2 protein-coding genes are annotated in these 1,535 nt (G+C 36.0%); both read right to left on the bottom strand.

What is annotated here, in order from left to right; translation table 11 throughout:
- Positions 1-7: 7 nt before the first annotated feature.
- On the bottom strand, positions 8-835 hold the full coding sequence (locus H5202_RS22340; protein WP_182773958.1) for a hypothetical protein: 828 nt from the start codon (positions 833-835) through the stop codon (positions 8-10).
- Positions 836-904: 69 nt separating this feature from the next.
- Positions 905-1,535 (bottom strand): DUF3150 domain-containing protein (locus H5202_RS22335; protein ID WP_220493981.1); only part of this gene is annotated, 631 nt, incomplete at its 5' end.

The raw sequence follows: 1,535 nt of genomic DNA, 5'->3' as shown, positions 1-1,535 counted from the left end.
ATTTTCATCAGAAATTAATTTCTGAAATTGAAAGCATGGCAGCAGAACATTCAGAAGGAGGATTAATAAGCTTACCACTGTCTAACGAGAAAGTTGATATTCCGTTAAGTTCAATTTGTCTAATATACAATAACTTAAGAGGTGTCATTTCAAAGTTAAAAAACCCACTAAAACGACTGTTCCATGACCAGAACTTTGTTAACCATTCCACTAACAACTCAAATATCTTATCTGCAGTTTCATAACAATATTCTGTTGTTACTAAGCTGTCTAATACTTGAGGGGTTAATAAAGAATGAATATTGTCATAAAATCCTTGTCCAAATTTAAGTAACACTTGGTTATCAGTTTCATTGAAAAAATCTGATAATGGCTGACCTAAATGGCTTCTGGCCTTATACAATACCCAGGCTTGGATATAAGCAGGCAAAGGTGCATCGTCTTGTAATACGCAAAAAAGCCCTTTTACTTTACAAAGTTCAACGAGCTTTCTTAACGATATTTTTGTACCACGGAAATCATTCATCAATCTACGTTCTTGATGAAAATCATCTAACGCGTTGAGCAGATCTTTTAGATACGAACTTTTATTATTAGCAAGTTGATACCAATTGTTATCGGTATAGTTTTCATGGCCAAGCTCATGATCACAAAAACCCATAGACATAGCGATAAAATCATCATCACTAAAATCGCCAACCGGCAAATTAATTCGTCCCGCAATATGATAAGCCTGTGTACCACTAAAAGTTATTTCAATGTTACTTTGTGCTGTAAGCACGCGGCTTAAATTTTTATACTTCCTAAGAAGTTTTGTTTTGTTAGATTTTGACATTGTGTCCTCCAGACTCTTGTTTAGAGGACACAAATCCCATAGGGATATGTGTCCTCCCTATGGGGTTGGTTAAAATCCAAGACCGAAACCTAATTGGTCGGGCTCTTGGTTTAAATCATCAATTCCAAATGACGTGGCTACTTCGGTAACTACTTCAGGACTATTGACTTGTTGGATCTCAGTCTCAAAAACACTCAAATCTTCATCTAAATTTGAAGATTCAGTTTCCCCAAGAATGCCAAAATCATCTTCAATAACTTCAGGTTCAACCTCTAATGTAAAGCTATCAGAAGCATGATTACGAAGCATATCGGGATTCGACATTACCAAGGTCCATCTAGCTAAATTTGACAAATTGGCACCTTCAATCCAACCAGTTAAAGGCATTGAATCAAGTACCACGTTTGTTTGAGATACCACCTTCTCGATATTACTATCAAGAAAAGATAACCCTTCTAGCTTTTGGATTAAGCGCTTAAAGGAGTCTTTTATCCTTCTGTTAGCTTTGGTTCTTGCTACTTTACGTCCGTTTGCATCAGCTACAAAGAATGATTTGTCATAAATATCACTCGCCATCTTTGCCACTTCATCATACAAATTACTCAAAATATCATCAGCTAATTCTTCAGCAGATTCATTATCCCCTTCTTGGAACAAGGGTGAAAATGCTACCGGTGGTAACATTTTCATTTTAAATCTG

The sequence above is a fragment of the Shewanella sp. SG41-4 genome, assembly GCF_014164505.1.
In the GTDB taxonomy this organism is placed as follows: domain Bacteria; phylum Pseudomonadota; class Gammaproteobacteria; order Enterobacterales; family Shewanellaceae; genus Shewanella.
The sequence above is the reverse complement of the archived record's forward strand: the minus strand, read 5'-3'. Positions and strand labels throughout refer to the sequence as shown.